The following is a 16,508-nucleotide window of genomic DNA, read 5'->3' as shown; positions in this document are numbered from 1 at the left end:
CCGCTCGCACAGCTGTAGGATTCTTCCACCTGTCGGCGGCACTTATTTGTCTGGTAGAGGGAGAATCCGCTCGCACAGCTGTAGGATTCTTCCACCTGTCGGCGGCACTTATTTGTCTGGTAGAGGGAGAATCCGCTCGCACAATTATAGGCTTCCTCGACTTGTGTGCGACATTGATTGCCGTTGATAAGTGTCTGACCGGTCGGACAGCTATAGGTTTCCTCGACTTGTCTGCGACATTGATTGCCGTTGATCAGAGTATGACCTGCGGGACAACCGTAGGTCTCCTCGACTTGCCTACGACATTGATTGGAGTTTATCAGAGTATGGCTAGGTTCACATGTGTAGGTTTCCTCAACCTGACGGCGGCATCGGTTCGTGTCGTGATTAAAGAATCCGGCTGGGCATTCGTAAGTTTCTTCGGATTGTGAGAGGCACTGATCGGTGCCGTATAAGGCGCTACCGGCTTCACAGTTATAGGCCGGCGCGACTTCACGGCGGCATTGAGTCGTCTGATAGAGCGAGAATTCATCAGCACAGGAATAGGTTTCTTCGACCTGTCGACGACATTGTGTCTCGTTATGGTTCAAAAATCCCGCGGGGCATTCATACGTTTCTTCGACCTGATTTAAACATTTATTGGTCTGATATAGGGTGTAGTTGGCACCGCAAGAGTATGTCTCTTCTACGCCTCGACGACATTGAGATTCGTTGTAGATAGAGAAGCCTGCAGGACATGAAAAAATGGGTTGCTCAGTAATAAGTCGGTCCTTCGAACAGGTGTTATTGTCTGAGTTGAGGGTCCAACCTTGAGGACACTCGTAGGTGGGTTGTTCCTCGTCAACCACTTGGCGGGAACAAGTGGTGCCTGATAGGAGCCAACCGCCGCTTGATTGACAGGTATAGGTGGCTGGTTTTTGTAGGATCACCTCTCGCGAGCAAGTGGTACCAGATAGCTCCCAGCCACCAATGCCGCATTCCCACTCAGGCTGATCTATATCAAGCACTTCGCGAGAACAGGTGGTTCCTTGGAGCGTATAGGAAGGCGTCGCAGATGGGCACGCATAGACCGGCGGGAGCGAGGCGCTCTGAGTGCGTTCGCACTGAGTTCCATTTAATACCCAACCGCCGACAGATTGACAAGAGTAAACGGGATCAGTGGTGGCAGACTGAGTGCGATGGCATTGAGAGCCAGAAAGCACCCAGCCACCGGAGGTCGGGCAAGCGTAAGTAGGATCTAGCGTGGTTGTCACATTACGAACGCAGCGATCGTCTTCAAGGGTATAACCCGGTGAGGCGACGGGGCACTGATAAACAGGCGGCTTCTCATCGGTAATTTGACGCGTACAGGTCGTGGAGTTGTTGACTAAATCCCAGCCAGATAAGCATTGATAGTTTGGCTGGTGCGTGGTGGTCGTAGACTTGGAACAGCTTTTCTGATCGGCCGAGAGATCGAAGCCTTCTTGACAGGTTATTGTCGCGGGCTGAACATCGGTAATTTGCTTGGAGCAAGTCGTCCCAGAGAGTGTCATTTCGGGGTCAGAACACACGAAGCTAGGGGGCTCAGACTGAAGCTCTTGACGGGCGCAGGTATTACCAGAAACTGACCACCCTGCCGGGCAAATCCACTCAGGTTGGTCCGTTAATTCATCGAACTTTGTGCAGGTTTTACTGGCAATATCTAAGGTAAAGTCTACCTGGCAACTGTAGGTGGGCTCAACCTCTTCTTTGGTATTGCGAACGCAGTTCGAACCAGATACGGACCATCCGCCTGTGGCAGGGCAAGCGTAGCCGGGAGGTTCGGATTCTTCGACAACTTTCGAACAGGTCGACGGGCCGGTTAAGGACATTTCAGGGTCGGCGCAGACAAAGGTTGGTAACTCCGACAAGACATTAAGCTTGGTGCATATTTGCCCGGTAAGCGTGAACGAATCAGGGCAAACATAACTGGGTTGCTCGGTAATCGATTGGCTACTTTTACATAATTTTGACGCGGGATCTAAGGTCCAACCACTGTCACATCGCAAGGTAGGGTCGATAATATCGACGATGTCGCGAAGGCAGCTAGAACCCGATACGGTCCAGTCGCCAGTTGTATCGCAGGTATAAATTGCTGGCTCGTAAACTTTGTATTCTCGCTCACACTGCTGATTTCGGAGTGTAAAGCCAAGTTCACATTGGTATTCAGCGTTGATGACCTCGGTCTTATCTCTCTCACACACAGCATCATCGCCGTCACCGCGGAGATTCCAGCCAGTTAAACACGAATAGACAGGGGGAGAAGTGACCTCAGTTTCTCGAATACATTGGGTGTTATCCAGAACCCATCCTAACGCGCACTCATAAGAGGGGGTCGACGAGGTAACAGTTTCCTTGATGCAAGTATCACCCACTAGCTCGTAATTTTCAGCGGTACAAGACTTTGAAACGGGCTGTTCAAGTGTGCGGGTGCGTTCGCATTTTCCGTTGAGAATACTGTATCCGAGACCACAAAATTGGGTTGAGCTGACCATTTCATCGCGAGGTTTTATACAGGTTGATCCCTGTAAAGACCACGTATCATCAGGGCAAGTGTAATTTGCTGGCTGGGCATTGATGGATGAGCGCTCGCAGACGCTGCCATTTAAGGAGAAATTAGCGTCGTCGCAATAAAGGGTCGCGTTTTCCGTTTCGATCACGTCGGTGACACACTGGTCGTTTTCTAGGCGCCAACCGAATTCACAGGTCAGTACCGGGGTGATGGTGTGATCGAGAGTCTCGCGGGTGTCATAGACGCACTGGCGGGTCGTACTGTCATAGACATACCTCGGATCATCACAGCCATAGACCTCCGTGACCGTAGCGGCTTTGACTTCTCTTTCAATACGTTGACAGTCGTTGCCGATCAGGGTCCAGGGGTTAACTTGATCTTCCGGGCAACTATAGGTGACGTCGATGCTGTAGGGCTGATAGTCGGTAATCGTTCGCTCACACTGACCGCTGGCGTCGTTATAGTCGTATAGCGGGTCTGTACACCCTCTGATGTCTTCGGTATACGACGGCGTGCTTTCTGTGGTCTGTCGACGGCACTCATCACCGATCTTATACCAAGGACGATCGGCATCCTCGGGGCACTGCGTCTGAATTGTCTCAATAAACGGGGCAGTCTCTGTGACCATTTTGGTACAGTGGTCGTTAACGGCGCTGTAGCCGTATTCGGGGTCATCGCAACCCTTGATTTCGGTCACAACACTGGGTTGTGAAACCGGTGTTTCACGCACGCATTGACTACCGTTTAGCACCCAAGGTTGACCGTTGTCCGAGGTCGGACAACTGTAGGTGACAGTCGATTGGTAGGGTTGAACATCCGTGACCTCTTTCTCACAGGTATCCGTCTGGGCATTGTAAGTATAGGACGAATCGGCACACCCTCGAATGTCATTGGGAATGGCGTCTTGAATGTCAGTTAAGACAGCGCGGCACTTGCCGGAAGAGATCGAGTAGTCAGGGGGGCACTCTTGAACGGTGCGAGTCTGATAGGGAGACGTTGTTTCGACGACTTTGACACACCGGTTATTAGGTTGGTCGTAATCGTACCCCGACTGACATCCCTTCACCGGAGTCGCCATGGCGGTCGTGGTGGTTCGCTCTATACGCGAGCAGGTGTCGCCAGATAGCGTCCACGGGTTCGCGTTGTCGACGGGACAGGTGAAGTAGTTGGATTCGTTATACGATTGAGTATCAACCACTGTTTGGACGCAGTTGCCTGCCAATTCGTCATAGACTTGACCCGATGGACAGCCATAGACATTTTGCGATTGAGCGGGTTCAGATTTGAATTCTAAGCGCTGGCAAGTCTGACCAGATAAGGTCCAAGGGTTAATAAGATCGACCGGGCAGTGATAGGTGGTGTAGGTGTTATATTGTTCCTGGACGCGATCGACTCGACGACAGGTATCAGTGAGCGAATCGTAGGTATACGACTCATCGACACACCCCTTAACAGGAAGTTCCACTGCGTCTTGTTCCTGACGATATTCGTGGGTACAGGTTTGATCAGATTCGTTAAAAATCCACTCTTTTCCATCATCAGGGCAAGATAGATTGACTCGCTCTTCGTAAGGACGACTTTCATAGTTATCGCGACGATAGCAAGTTTCCGTCTCGGCGTTTAGTGCATAGCCATCGATACAACCATCCACCACGACAATGTAGGGAGATTGGGTTTCGGTTCGCTGGCCAGAACAGGAGTTATCAACACTATTGAGTGTCCAAGACTGGCCATCTTTAGGGCAGCTATAGGCGTAGCCAGCGCCGTTACAAGGAACGGTGCCACCTGTGCCGCCGCCCGTGCCACCACCGGTATCTCCACCACCAGTATCTCCACCGCCCGTGCCACCACCGGTATCACCACCACCCGTGCCACCACCGGTATCACCACCACCCGTACCACCGCCCGTGCCACCGCCAGTATCACCACCACCCGTGCCACCGCCAGTATCACCACCACCCGTGCCACCACCGCCAGTACCCCCAGAGCCGACGGCCGTGCCCGTGGCAGCGTTATACTCACCACCTTGATAGGTGGAGGTTAACGACGAGACACATTCGAACTGCATGGTTGAAAATCCACTGCCCGCCATGGATAGCTTGGACAGGCAAGAATCAGGTGTCCAATTTTCGTTTTGAACAATAATCGATGGGTTGTAATTGACATTAATACGAGCGTGCCCTTCTCCAGCTCCCGCTACAGTTAATCGAACAGTAATGTCGACGACAGACCCTTTTGATTGTCTGAAATATTCAGTCAAATCGAAGGGGATCTCACCCACCGACGATCCGGTTTGACCTGGGCCGTTATCCGAGCCTGGATCAGTGGTAGTCATGGCTTTCTGAACAACGTCGCCTGGATCTTCAGGGTCAGGGTCTCCGCCGCCTCCGCCGCCGCCAGACGAACAGCTAGGATTGGCGTTTTGATACACCAAGTCTCCCTCGACATAAACCTCGATATATCGATTTTCATGAACTTGGTCTAGGGTTGCGGTAATGATCGCTTCCGGATTGGTCAGCTCGAAAGATGAGCGGTACTCATACGTAGCACAGTCACCGACGACCGATCCAGGCTCGGTAGAGCCCACAATAATACCTGTCTCCGTTGGCGAGATTTGCTCGAGCCTATTCTGGCCAGCGCTGTGTTTAAAAAGGCCATATTCAAAAAGGTGATCAATGGTACATGAACCCGACTCCCCACCAATAGTGGTACAGACTTTGTAATCATTGATGCGACTTTTGTCGGAAGATTCGGTAAAGGTCGTTGTGGCTTCACAGCCACTAAAGTCTTCTTGTAATTCCTGCAACGTGCTATAGAGCTCGCGTGAACCATCGAACACAGAATCGGTCGCTAAATCAGGGGTTGTGAGTTGGGTCGTAGACATTAATACGCTGTACGCGTCGGTCTCAGGACTGTGGCCCTGTGTGCCGCTGCCTTGGTAGAGGTTTGAGCGCGCGTTGAGCCCTTCCTGGGTGAGCGCGTTATCGTCATCGAAATACGCTTTAGCGGCATCAATCGCCGCTTGGTCGCCACCGGGGGCTAAATCCATTAAACCAATGGGGGAAGTGGTATAAATGGTATTACCTTGAGCATCAAGTGTTGTAAGGATGAGGTTGCCGTGCTCATCCATAGTCATCGAGGGGGATTGATCGTCTGCTTGCTGCTCACCAAACTCTTGTCCGAGTAAGCCTATATCACGAAGATTGACAGGTTCCGGCTGCTGAGCTTGCGCTCGGACGGTCTCGGCTGAGAAGAACAGCGGCACCATCGCCATCCAAATGCAAAGCGTGTAGGTGAAGAAGCGCTGCCCAGCACCGATTTCTTTGGCATGATTTTTTTCTAATATTATCGCCATGTTAAACCGCCCCCCGCGGTTACTTAATTCGCGTTGCCATACACCAGACAACAGTCGTTTCGACGCCATACGTAATAAATAAGGTCTTCGCCAACGGCAGGAATCGTGCGCCCTAATCCCCAACGAAACTCACTCGCCCCCATCCAATGCGAGCTCTCTGTCTCGGGGATGGGATGAATAAGTGTGAATTTGTAGCTTTGCTTGTCCATCGTGGTGTCAATAACGCCCTCGCACATCGCGTCGGCGCCATTGCCTCGATGCATGATTCCGCGGCGGTGCAAAGAATAAAGAAGCTTGGCCGTCATGAGCGAGGTCGCGGTCACGTTGGAATCAGATCCGACATTGTTGCCGGTGAGGGGTGTAAAAATTCCCCAGGACCCGGAGCACCACCACATCTCACGAAGCGGCTTAAATAGCGCGTCGTCGTCAGCTCCGGCGGCGGTGGATGCGGCGGCATCGATGGCGCAAGATGAGGTGAACAATGGGTTTGAGGCCACTAAGGACGCCTCGGGTGTCATAAAGAAGGCGAGTTCATCACTGTCCCACGTTGGATCGAGTTCGCTTAGGTAAGCCAAATCAAGGTCAAAGTAGCCATCAACGCCACAGGAGAAATTGGAGAACATGTTGAGCATCTGAAGCAGCGGCGCGTTATACATTTTGGCGTGCTGGAATGTCGACTGTTGGGTATTGCCACCAATCTTATGATGGCCTTGATTTAGACGGTCCATCGGGAATCGTGTGTGTAAGACCTGAGAACAGCCCGGCTCACGGGTCAACTCAATAATCTTGGTTGGCTCCCAGAGCGAGGTGCCGGTACCGGGAAGTGGCACGCCGAGATCATCGTCGCAAAAGCAGAAAGGAGCATTGGGGGAGTCGTCGGGCTGGTTGGCCATATCGCCACCAATGGGTACCCCGGACAGGACAATGGGGAAAATACAATCCCAACATAAGTCGGTAATCAATTTGCCGGTGAGTAGATCGGAGTTATGGCACGACGCGCCCATGTCGGTTCCCTGAAGGGTTTGAGCATTCACGCCCATTGAGGCGGTAATGGTGAGCACTAGCGCAGCGAGATATTTCATGACTCACCCTCCCCTACACCCACTTCTGTCACGATGAATTCACGCTCATTCGCGGTGATGATGGTGGGTACTTGCTCGACCTGGAAACGAGTAATCATGTCCGGCTTGAGGGTATAGATATGACTATCTAGGCGATTGCTGAGACCAGTGTATTCATCCCACCCCCCTACAGGGGTGATATGTGTGGCGATCAATGCGACACGCGTATGATTCGCTTTTAAATCATCAAGGCGTGCGGCGACAGCGTGAACCTGTCGTTCATCGCTTGGGTCGAAGATGACGAGCGCCTGAGTGAACTGGACCATTTCTAAGGGGTTAATCATCATGCCTTGTGGGGCAAGCAACTGGCCATCCGGCGCATAAATCGACTCCGTAACACGGATCGATGGATCGACGTATTTAACACGGTCTTCGATAGCGGCAGGCAGCTGGTAGCCGCGTTGCCCCTCCCAAAACCGCTCCTCCGCCTCGGCGCGTTTGGTCTCCCAATCGATTGCCGCGGCGCGCTCTTTGAGTAGATCAATTAAATTAACTTCGGCGATGACCTCGACAGGCCCAAGGCGACCGATGTGACCGCGCTCGCCCGCTTCGATGGCTTCGTTGAGATAACGGGTATTCGTTAAACCCTCGATGCGCGCAACCTCATCGAAGGAGGCAGGGTCACGCAGCAAAATTGTCGGTACGCTTGTGACATTGAATTCCGTGAAGAGGCCGGGATCGAGCATGACATTAGGCATGGGGTCAAAGCGACGGGCCGACGCTTGAACCGCCTGCATACCGGCCAGAATATTCTCAGGGTTGGGCACACCTTGGAACACGACCGCCGCATTTTGATTGCGTGAAGCAAACGCGAGAAGCTGATCTAGACGCCCGTCATCTAATGAGAACGATGCGAAGAGTACGATTGAGGCGGCAGTCTTAGGCTTAAGCGGCAACGGATTGCTTTCGACAGTCTGTTGCAATGCATCGAGGGTGGCAGCTCTGCTCTGCTGGGCTATATCGCCAACAATCTCAGCAAAATCGCTAGGTTGTTGAGCTGGATCGATGGATTGCTCTATTAACGCAAAATCCCCATCAGTTAATACTGACGAGGGATCGTTGGTGATGGCTTTCGAAGCATCAATAATCGCTTGATCGGCGTCGCTAACACCCTGCCCAAAGGCAAGATTAGAAAAGACGATAAGCACGGCCAATAATTTGACTCTCACTCACACTCCCCCAATACCGTGAATCGAATGACTTTTCATAATTTCCCAAGAACCAATACTGATTCTCCCCTAGTGTGGTTTCGCCTTGAAACTGTGACGATGGGAGTCCAAATTTTTCCTCAGCAAGCGGTAAGCCCCAAAAGGCAATGCGCTGCTGGTTGACCCAAATGGCGCCTTCTGAGTCGATCAGAATATGATCGCCTGGCACTGCTACAAGCTCCTTTAAGAATGTCGTGCCTTCCGGGTAAAAGGGCGACAGATCCGTCGTGGTGAACGCGTAGTAGTTGCCCACTCGAAGGTCTTGCGCCGAGGCGTGATCGATCACAAAGACGCGACTATCGATAATCGAGGTCTGCGCTTGGGGATCGACGCCGAAGCTATAACGCTGAGCAAACGCCCACTGCGCGCAAATGACGATGGATGTGACGATGAGGGCAAGTGTCCAGAATTTCTTCTTGCTCATTTTCTGGTGGTCGCGGGCGTATTGGCGGAACCGCTCAATTCGCTCGAATAACCAAAATTCACTCTTTACCATTAACGACATCGATACGTTCCCTAATTTAATTGTTCATCGAAGTTGAATTGCTCATTCACCAGAAAGATCGTCTGCGCGTTGAGATCAAATACGGACTTGCTACCGAGCGTGAGCAAGTCACTGGAATCCATGACGATGTAACCCTGATCAGATAAATGCTTGAGTGCATGATTCACGCGAAGACGTGCTTCCAACAATGCCACTTCGGACGTGGGTGATTGCGGATGGAGGTATTCGGCGAGGTTGTAAACCGCGGTCGAGGATGAGAGTGTGTAGATCGGCAAGCCATAGCCGCTTTGGATGTCTGACACTTTCTCATGGAGGCGATTGTTGGCAAGCCAAAGCATAATGACGGCGGCAACCAACGCTCCGGTGACAAGTTGGTGAATCAAGCTAATATGATTTCTTTCACTCACAGCTCAACCCCCCGATCTTGAAGGACGCGATTGATCGCGTCGGCAGTTGAAAGACCTTGATCCGTGTAAACTTTAATCTCGGCCTTATCCTTCGGCGTGGACGAGTAGACCAAGTAGGTGTACGGATCAACAAATAGTCGAGCGATGCCCGAGCCTCGGTCATTTCGAATCAACATCTCTGAATACACACCAGGGGTCGTGTGAACCGTTTTGAGTTGCGAGAGCTCATAATCGCTGAGCGACATAAATCCGCCGGCAGCAACCGCCTCGATAGTTTCCGTTTTTTGACGTAGTGTTAAGGTTGTTGCGGAGTTATCCAAGATTGCTTGGCCGGCGCGAGAAGCCCGAAGGTCTAATAATGATTGACTAATCAAGCACATTGCGCCGTTATTCTTTCTGAAGCGGCGGTACCCAGCCTCAATCAGGTCGGTTACTTCATCAGGACCGTTAGCAAGAATGTTCCACGCCTCATCAATCAAAAATAACTTGCGCCGCGCCGGGTCGCCTAAGAAAACCTGCTCACCAATGTTGGCAATAATCATCAGTAGGACGACCGATTGAAGATCAGGCTTAGTGTTGAGCGCCTCGAGTTCAAGGACCGTAAATCGATTTTTAAAGTCACAATTGTTTTTACCGATGAACCATTTACCGTAGGAGCCGAGCGAGGAAAATGGCTCAAGACGATGACCTAAATCCTTGATGCGAATATCATCGTGTTCCAGTAAGGCATGCATAATGTGGTCGAGCTGGAGATCGCCATAGTATTTCATCCACTCCTTATTCAGGACGGATCGTAGTGTGGCTCGCTCGAGATCTTCCAGCACCGTGGTCGGCGCAACCATCGCAATCAGTAATTGAAGTAGCTGATCTTCAGCGCCTTCATCTTTTGCCGGATCGCCGGTAAAATCAGGGCGTCGTGTTTTCTCGGTGCCGCACAGGGAGGCGACATTTGAGAATGGGTTCAAACAGATTGTCGACGTGGGACCAAATTCAATGTAATCGCCCTTATAGGTCTCACAGAGTTTTTGATAACTCCCACCGACATCGACCGTCCACACTTGCCCGCCAACGGATAAAATTGAGCCGATAATGGCGTTGCTGAGGAAAGATTTTCCAGCCCCAGATGCGGCCGTTATACACATTGAATAATTAGTATCTGTATCCCATGAGGAGAACGACATGACCTGTCCGTTGCGACTCAATAGGGTTAAATCTGGCGTGCCGGTGCCGCGCCATTCAGAGTTAATGGGCAAGAACATGGTCGCGTGAGCGGTGGTGGCGGTATTGTAGGAACCAAGCTCTTTAATGGCCGTCGCATCCTGACAAAGCGGTAGTGAATTCAACAACACCGGCATTTGCATAAATTGGTTCACGAGCATCTCATAGCGATTGGTGCGCCAAAAGTTCTTCGCTGCCTGAGCAGCCTCATCCACTTCGTCCTTAGAGTTCGCAAAGACAATGGTAGAAAAACTCATTTCAATAGCGCGATTGCCGTCTTCCATCGACTTCATCATGCGGTCAAAGTCGACACGCTTCTCTTCCAAGATGGGTGCGAACTTTGCCATCGGCCCAGTCGCCTGGTTCACGGCGTAGGTACGAAGTTTTTCCATCTTCTCGCGTTTTTTATCGGCGGGCGGATAATAGATGTTGGCGCAAATCAGATAGTTCGTTCGAACACCGCCGAGCGATCCATCCATCGCGCCCGCGAAGAACTGCTGCTCACCGAAACGTGTGCGCTGTGGTCGTTTCTTAGGGGCTAATACCTTGATGTACTTACGTCGCTCTGAGTTACCGACTTCAAGGTGGTCTTCATAATTATCAACGGCATTCTCGAGGTCGAGGATCTGATCGGAAAGAATACGTGTCTTATCCCATTCCTGAAGTTCTTCTCGCCAAGGGGCATCTTCCTGCCAATTAAAGATAGTTGACATGGCCCGAATCCAACGCTGAGCGGTTAACGGCTGCGGCGACATCCGCATATTGCCAAGCGACGTGAGCATCTTGGTGTAGATATTTTTCAATGATTTGATTTCGGATTCCGTTGGCTCGACATCCGCAATTGGAATTTTTAGCGTCACGTACAACTTGACGTCGAACACCGTTCCCATGTTGTACACCTTCCCACCTTGATCGATCTTCAACGGCTTAGTGGTGTAAGACTTAAAGAATTTCTCTCTGGCATTCGTCTCTCCGGCAAAATCGGGATCGTGGTAATGCGCTCGCACCATTCGCATATCTGCCATGGGTTGATTGATGTCAGGATTACGCCACCAAAGGAACTGCAGGTGACTACCATCTGGATAACTGTCATCGAGAAAGGCTTTGGTTTGCTGCTGTAGGGGATCATCAGAGCCCGACACCGGCGTACACTCAAATCCTACGCCGATCGTCTTGTCATCCAGATAGAAAATGTGTGAGTCTTCGTCGAAGGCCAACACGGGAATAATGGACGTAAAGCGCTCTTCGGTTTGGAGGAAGAAATCCTTATAACGGCGCTTGAATGAGAAAAATTCTGGCATTACGAACCACTCCTAATCCAGCGCCACACATGCTGATCAACGCCTGCGCGGTAGCGGCCATCAGGGGCGATGACAAATGGAACCGCCTGAATATTAAATAGATGGGCTGTCATCAACGTGCGATCCAAGCCAGCGGTGTCGCAGTCAGCGCGACGCGGTAAATCTAGCAATGACTCACTCATGAAGGCGTCGATGGCGTTCAAGCGATCTTCGGCACACCACAGCGCCTTAGTCATGGTCAGCGATTCGCCGCCAAAAGCCGGAACAACGATAATTTTTGTCGTATATTGATCGGGTCTTTCCTGAGCCGCCTGAATAAAGCTTTTGCACGCGCTACAACGCGGGTCGGCAAAAACCAAAATTTCTTCAGGGCCATGCCCAATCGATATGGTATTTAACTGGTTGGCTTGTAATTGCCAATAATCTAGCGAGAGGTGTGTTTCAGAGTATTGTGCATCGGCGATGGTCACAATCTGCTTACGGCGCCAAGTGTCCGTAATCATACCCTGGACCGCATAGCGGCCGTCTTTAGAAAGAAAATATAGCTGTCCGTCATCACCCTGATAGGCGACGAAATCGGACTTAATATCAATCGAGGTTTGTTGCGTTGCGATACGACGTAAATCCGCCTCACGGTGGAATTGCTCGGCTAACGCGCGCGAACTATCGTCCGCCGCAACGAAGGTGCTGACGAAGACCGATAAAAGTGTTAGTGTGCGTAAGATCATGTTCATAGGCTACTCTCGGTAGAAATGAGAGGGACACCCACCAGGGTGCCCCCTTCGATTAGTTCAGGCCGTTAAGCATCTGAACTGCTTCAGTCGCCGCCGGAGCGTGCGCTAAAGTAGCTGTGAACAAGCTGTCGATGATAGTACCGATGTTGAACAAGCCAACGCCAGCGCCTACACCTACTGCGAAACCCATGAGTGACTGACGAGCAACGCCAGCAATAACACCCACTAGAACAAATGCACCGGCTAGCACTTTACCCAAGCTTCCGTTTAACCAGTCCTTCAACTGGGTGTAAACTGAGTCAAAAGTGGTGTCAGCAGAACCACCGGCAACAGCAGCGCCAGCAGCAGCAAGAGTTAGGCCAGAAGCCACAGCAAGAGTTACATTTTTTTTGTTAAGCATAATCACAATCTCCAAATTGATTGTTTAGTTATAAAACGCTACTCACCAGAATTAGTTTGTAGCGGTGAAAAGACACGGCGGGTCGCAACCGCTGCGTCCGGGTTTCCCAAAACCCATGTCCGAGGAACGATTTCAGTAAAAATGTAGCCAGGTGAAACAAGCGCACCGCTGCGCGCTTCCTCATAGGCAAACACTCTTATCCTCATCACCACAGACGGGGTTCGAACGGGAACTGGTCGGTCGGGCATCATGGGCGTCACAAAGTTATCGATCACTGGATCGCTTGCGATGCGTGGAAGCTCGACGGGATTTGGGGTGCTCTCGACGACGTCATCCTTGGCATCGCGGGCGTTGTGTTGGGTTGTGTCGGTGGTCTGCTTAAGCTCAGCGCTAGGTCGCTGACCACCATTTGTGGCGCTATACATGTCACGAACGCCAGTACAGTGCGCCTCATTTTGATAGGGGCAGGAAAATTCTTCGTCGTAGGTGTTAGCACATCCGGAAATCATTAGGGTGGCGGCTAGTGCCGTCAGATACTTAGTCATTATTATCTACCTCGAGCGTAAATCCGCTGGTGACAATGATTGATACTTCGCGCCCTGCCGAGATGGTGACCACTGGGAATATCTGCTCTGCAAGTGAGAGATAATAGTCAGCGAGTTGATCTAGACTGTTTGCTGCACCTTGGGAGATGCCGTGTTGTACCGAATCCGTATTGAAGTTGTTTTGATACTGGGCTTGATCACCGACATTACCCGTGGCGATCGTAGGGATTGGGGCGGAGCCGAAGGCTTCCGCTAAGCCAGAACCAAATCCAGCTAGCATCGTGTTGGCAAGCAACGCGCCTGTGCGATGTACAACCGGGCCGCGAATACCCGCTTTGCCGTCTTCACCTACGGCGTAGGCTTGAATGCCTTGCTCAATGATCTCTCCGTCAGTGGTGACGCAACTGAGTCGTTCGGCGCGCATAATCGCGCGTTCGCTGCTTAGGTTTCCAAACCCAGACATGGTGAGAAAGCACTCATTTATATCAACGAGATACTCATTGGGGAGAATTGCATCATGTTGAATTCGCACCAATACCGGATAAGGGTCCTGTGAGGCCTCGTTGCCCGTTGGTGCATCCAAACCGTTAATGAGGACACCGGTGAGAATCGATCCCGATGGAATTGTGACGGAATCGTCCGATTCCTCGACCACCTCGACGGTTGGAACAGAGCGAGTCGTAAAGACTTCTAGGCCGGTCGCATTCATCGAGGCATTAGCACCTGAAGCGGGTGTCGTATTATTCGGCGCTTGGGCGGCGCGCTGACGGAAGTAATAGGATGGGTCTTCAGTAATCTCTGGATCAACCACATCCGGTGTTGGTGTTGGTGGGCGTTGAATAACCACCCGTTCAGTGACCGGGGTGACCGGGGTGACCGACGGCTGGGTTGTGTTGGTTGGCGTAGCGGTAGTGGCGACAGGTTGTTGGCCATCTTCAACGCGCCAACCTAAGTCCTGAAGTTGGGTTTTTAGGGAGCTTAGCTCTAACTGGAGGACACGAATATTTTGGGTGACATCAGGATCATTGCCGCGACGACGGCGCATCTCAGCAAGACTGACATTCAGATCCTCATTGGCGGATTGTGCCTCCCTAACCTCTCGCTCGAGACGCGTGACCTTAGAGATCAACGCCTCAATCCCCATTTCTCGGGTGTTGCTTGAGGTCAAGACGGTGCGCTCATTCGGGACATGGCGGATAGGGCCAGCTTGGTCGTCGTCGCCGCCACCAAACATCATCGACATCATCATTAGCAGACCACCGCCGCCGACTAAAGCAATAATCTTACGGTGCTTGGATGGCAGCATTTTCCAGCGAATTGCTGGATTGATTGCCTGGAAGAGTTCGTCTTTATTCATTTACACCTCGCTGATCGATCAGTGAGGCGCGCTCGACGGTTACCACTTCCTCGTAATTACGCTTTTGTACGACGTACACTTCAGTCGATTGCCCGGGGGATAGCGCGTGATTAGGGAATGCAGCGACCGCGGCTATATCCCAGTCTCCACAAGCATCTTCGTAAAACTCAATCGCGGAATGGTGATTGTTCGTAGCGCGGCCAATGTGAACGATAAAGTTGTGTCCCACGATAAATTGCTCGCCGAACGTAATATCCAAGCCGAACTGTCGACAGCGAGGAAGGACAGCATTCACTGTGGAAGCCATGGTGTAGCCAGGCGGTATTTGCTGAAGGGCAATCGTGCGAAGCAGGGATTCAATTGTCGTTAAATACGGGTTACTTTCCTCCCACGCTTTAGCGCGCTGAGAAACGCGCTGCACGGAGGATTCATCAGACTTCGTTAGCCTCAACGTGATTTCGCGCGACGGAATTCGACGTGGAATCAAGGTCAGGTTTAAAGCGACCGCCTCGGACTCCTTCTCAGTGATGAACAAGGTCACCGGTTCGTCAGCCGTGGTACCCAGATAGACCACATTATCACGCACTTCGACGGTGGTGCCCGAGGAGGTAGTGGTGACATCGGGTGACTCAAACGGCGTGACAATGCGATTTAGATGATTGATTGCGACCGCGAGAATTTGGTTCACTCCCGGTTCCATGGTAACCACCATAGGGCCATTACCCGAAGTCGTCGTGGGGGCAGCCGCAGGGGCTGATCGAGGTGAAAGCGCTTGATTCACTTCAGTGGGATCTAAGCGAGGTGGTTGAGCGACCACAGTGGGAGTGGGTAAATCTCGACGAGCTTCTACGGCCGGAACAACCGGAATATCCTGGGCATTCAACGGGGGAATAAAGGCAGTAGTGAAACCGATAGCGAGCAGGATTAGAGAGCGATTCATTGAGCATCCTCCCAACCAAATAATGATGCCGCCATGAGCGCTAGCGAGTAAATAAACAAGGAACAAATGCCAAGCGCTGACAGTAAAACAACCGTGAGCGGGAGATCCGGCATTAGAATAAGTAGTAGCCCTATAGACAGTGAAAGTGCCGTCAGAGCAAGGATGAACCGGTAGGCCAATAGCCCCTTTGATAGCACCTTGGAAGAGACTTTCCGTGGCTGACTTTGCGCTGTGGGGGCGAAAAGTGTGCGATTAAGGAATGACGTGTTGAATACTTTCATTGGTTTAGCTCCCCGCGCTGCTGCATTTGCTGGAGCATCTTCTGGTTGCGAGGGCGACCCTCGTAAGAATTGATGTGCGTAATAACTGGAGCAAAGTTGGCCGTTGTAATCTCAAACTCAAAGGTTCTGATTGAGCGGTTGTCTTCGCCATCTGCGGAACGCACAACACTATCGCCAAAAACGAAGACGCGATTCGTTTGCGGTTCGTACTCGACCTCTTTGGCCTCGTAGCGCATGACGATTCGATCGAGGCGAATGTCTTCCGCTTGGAGCTGCATCGAGTCAACCACCTCGTTATAAATACGAGGCGATAACATGGGTTTAATACGGTCGGTAACAAAGTCAACGTTCGCCGGATTAACATTACCCAGTGTCATGGCGAGAAACAGTGCCCACGACTCTTTATAACCTTGAGATGAATCGGACTCTGCGATCCAGGCATCCTCGGTCAAGGTGAATGGCTGAAGGATGATCCGCTCCTTATTCTCGAAGGCAATCATGGCCAACATAAAGTTACAGATGACGAGCGCAGCGAGAACAAGAAAGTTGTAGCGATTGACAATCTTCATGCCTTCGAAGGTTTTTAGGTAAATAGATAGATTCATG

General features: G+C 51.5%; 13 protein-coding genes. All 13 read right to left on the bottom strand.

Annotated elements, in window-relative coordinates; all coding sequences use genetic code 11:
• On the bottom strand, window positions 1–5,885 hold a 5,885-nt coding region (locus Q0698_RS12695; RefSeq protein WP_298637056.1), incomplete at its 3' end, for a hypothetical protein.
• A 23-nt stretch (window positions 5,886–5,908) separates the two neighbouring features.
• Window positions 5,909–6,967 carry a TraU family protein gene (locus tag Q0698_RS12690; protein ID WP_298637055.1) on the bottom strand — a complete coding sequence of 353 codons (1,059 nt, stop codon included), beginning with the start codon at window positions 6,965–6,967 and terminating at the stop codon, window positions 5,909–5,911.
• Window positions 6,964–8,175, bottom strand: a complete 1,212-nt coding sequence (locus Q0698_RS12685) for a TrbC family F-type conjugative pilus assembly protein (protein ID WP_298637054.1) — start codon at window positions 8,173–8,175, stop codon at window positions 6,964–6,966. The genes Q0698_RS12690 and Q0698_RS12685 overlap by 4 nt, the downstream gene beginning before the upstream one ends.
• Window positions 8,135–8,719, bottom strand: coding sequence for a S26 family signal peptidase (locus tag Q0698_RS12680; RefSeq protein ID WP_298637053.1), 585 nt, complete (start codon window positions 8,717–8,719; stop codon window positions 8,135–8,137). Before Q0698_RS12680 ends, Q0698_RS12685 begins: the two co-directional genes overlap by 41 nt.
• Window positions 8,720–8,730: 11 nt before the next feature.
• Window positions 8,731–9,126: a hypothetical protein gene (locus tag Q0698_RS12675; RefSeq protein ID WP_298637052.1), complete on the bottom strand. Its 396-nt coding sequence runs from the start codon at window positions 9,124–9,126 to the stop codon at window positions 8,731–8,733.
• Entirely contained in the window at window positions 9,123–11,645 is a 2,523-nt protein-coding gene (gene traC, locus Q0698_RS12670; RefSeq protein ID WP_298637051.1) for a type IV secretion system protein TraC, read from the bottom strand. Before traC ends, Q0698_RS12675 begins: the two co-directional genes overlap by 4 nt.
• Window positions 11,645–12,379, bottom strand: coding sequence for a thioredoxin fold domain-containing protein (locus Q0698_RS12665; protein ID WP_298637050.1), 735 nt, complete (start codon window positions 12,377–12,379; stop codon window positions 11,645–11,647). Before Q0698_RS12665 ends, traC begins: the two co-directional genes overlap by 1 nt.
• Before the next feature lie 52 nt (window positions 12,380–12,431).
• Entirely contained in the window at window positions 12,432–12,779 is a 348-nt protein-coding gene (traA, locus tag Q0698_RS12660) for a TraA family conjugative transfer protein (protein WP_298637048.1), read from the bottom strand.
• 38 nt (window positions 12,780–12,817) lie between these two features.
• Entirely contained in the window at window positions 12,818–13,324 is a 507-nt protein-coding gene (locus Q0698_RS12655; RefSeq protein ID WP_298637047.1) for a TraV family lipoprotein, read from the bottom strand.
• On the bottom strand, window positions 13,317–14,681 hold the full coding sequence (locus Q0698_RS12650) for a TraB/VirB10 family protein (RefSeq protein WP_298637046.1): 1,365 nt from the start codon (window positions 14,679–14,681) through the stop codon (window positions 13,317–13,319). Before Q0698_RS12650 ends, Q0698_RS12655 begins: the two co-directional genes overlap by 8 nt.
• Complete coding sequence (locus tag Q0698_RS12645; RefSeq protein WP_298637045.1) at window positions 14,674–15,621, bottom strand: type-F conjugative transfer system secretin TraK; 948 nt, start codon at window positions 15,619–15,621, stop codon at window positions 14,674–14,676. Before Q0698_RS12645 ends, Q0698_RS12650 begins: the two co-directional genes overlap by 8 nt.
• Complete coding sequence (locus tag Q0698_RS12640; RefSeq protein WP_298637044.1) at window positions 15,618–15,902, bottom strand: hypothetical protein; 285 nt, start codon at window positions 15,900–15,902, stop codon at window positions 15,618–15,620. Before Q0698_RS12640 ends, Q0698_RS12645 begins: the two co-directional genes overlap by 4 nt.
• Window positions 15,899–16,507, bottom strand: coding sequence for a TraE/TraK family type IV conjugative transfer system protein (locus Q0698_RS12635; protein WP_298637042.1), 609 nt, complete (start codon window positions 16,505–16,507; stop codon window positions 15,899–15,901). The genes Q0698_RS12640 and Q0698_RS12635 overlap by 4 nt, the downstream gene beginning before the upstream one ends.
• Window position 16,508: the final 1 nt, after the last annotated feature.

The sequence above is a fragment of the uncultured Umboniibacter sp. genome (assembly GCF_947497555.1).
GTDB lineage: Bacteria > Pseudomonadota > Gammaproteobacteria > Pseudomonadales > DSM-25080 > Umboniibacter.
This window is presented reverse-complemented; position numbering and strand designations above follow the sequence as displayed.

Bases quoted from the DNA above. Each gene is read 5' to 3' on its own strand.
- Q0698_RS12640 (WP_298637044.1), bottom strand. From the start codon at position 15,902: ATGAAAGTATTCAACACGTCATTCCTTAATCGCACACTTTTCGCCCCC.
- traC (WP_298637051.1), bottom strand. From the start codon at position 11,645: ATGCCAGAATTTTTCTCATTCAAGCGCCGTTATAAGGATTTCTTCCTC.
- Q0698_RS12680 (WP_298637053.1), bottom strand. From the start codon at position 8,719: ATGTCGTTAATGGTAAAGAGTGAATTTTGGTTATTCGAGCGAATTGAG.
- Q0698_RS12645 (WP_298637045.1), bottom strand. From the start codon at position 15,621: ATGAATCGCTCTCTAATCCTGCTCGCTATCGGTTTCACTACTGCCTTT.
- traA (WP_298637048.1), bottom strand. From the start codon at position 12,779: ATGCTTAACAAAAAAAATGTAACTCTTGCTGTGGCTTCTGGCCTAACT.
- Q0698_RS12635 (WP_298637042.1), bottom strand. From the start codon at position 16,507: ATGAATCTATCTATTTACCTAAAAACCTTCGAAGGCATGAAGATTGTC.
- Q0698_RS12690 (WP_298637055.1), bottom strand. From the start codon at position 6,967: ATGAAATATCTCGCTGCGCTAGTGCTCACCATTACCGCCTCAATGGGC.
- Q0698_RS12665 (WP_298637050.1), bottom strand. From the start codon at position 12,379: ATGAACATGATCTTACGCACACTAACACTTTTATCGGTCTTCGTCAGC.
- Q0698_RS12650 (WP_298637046.1), bottom strand. From the start codon at position 14,681: ATGAATAAAGACGAACTCTTCCAGGCAATCAATCCAGCAATTCGCTGG.
- Q0698_RS12655 (WP_298637047.1), bottom strand. From the start codon at position 13,324: ATGACTAAGTATCTGACGGCACTAGCCGCCACCCTAATGATTTCCGGA.